This is a genomic window from Caballeronia sp. ATUFL_F1_KS39, from assembly GCF_023630985.1.
GTDB lineage: Bacteria > Pseudomonadota > Gammaproteobacteria > Burkholderiales > Burkholderiaceae > Caballeronia > Caballeronia zhejiangensis.
Genome location: NZ_JALQDZ010000115.1, coordinates 1 through 254 on the forward strand (window position 1 = coordinate 1; position 254 = coordinate 254).

Annotated in this window: 1 protein-coding gene; it reads left to right on the top strand. The window is 68.5% G+C overall.

Features of this window, described 5'->3' with window-relative positions:
• Nucleotides 1–24 precede the first annotated feature (24 nt).
• On the top strand, nt 25–254 hold a 230-nt coding region (locus NCR93_RS31795; RefSeq protein ID WP_350029170.1), incomplete at its 3' end, for a condensation domain-containing protein.

The following is a 254-nucleotide window of genomic DNA, read 5'->3' on the forward strand; positions in this document are numbered from 1 at the left end:
GTTCCCGCGTTGTTTCGCGGCGGCGTGAACGACGTTCTGCTCGCGGGCTACGCGCTCGCCGTGGCCGGATGGCGCGGCGCGAGCGGTCCGGTCCTGCTCGATCTCGAAGGGCATGGCCGCGAGCCGGGCGACAGCGGTTTCGATCTGTCGCAGACGGTGGGCTGGTTCACGAGCCTTCATCCCGTGCGCATCGATATCGACAGCGTCGAAACCGGCGCGACGCCGCTTTCCGCGCTCGTGAAGCGGGTCAAGGA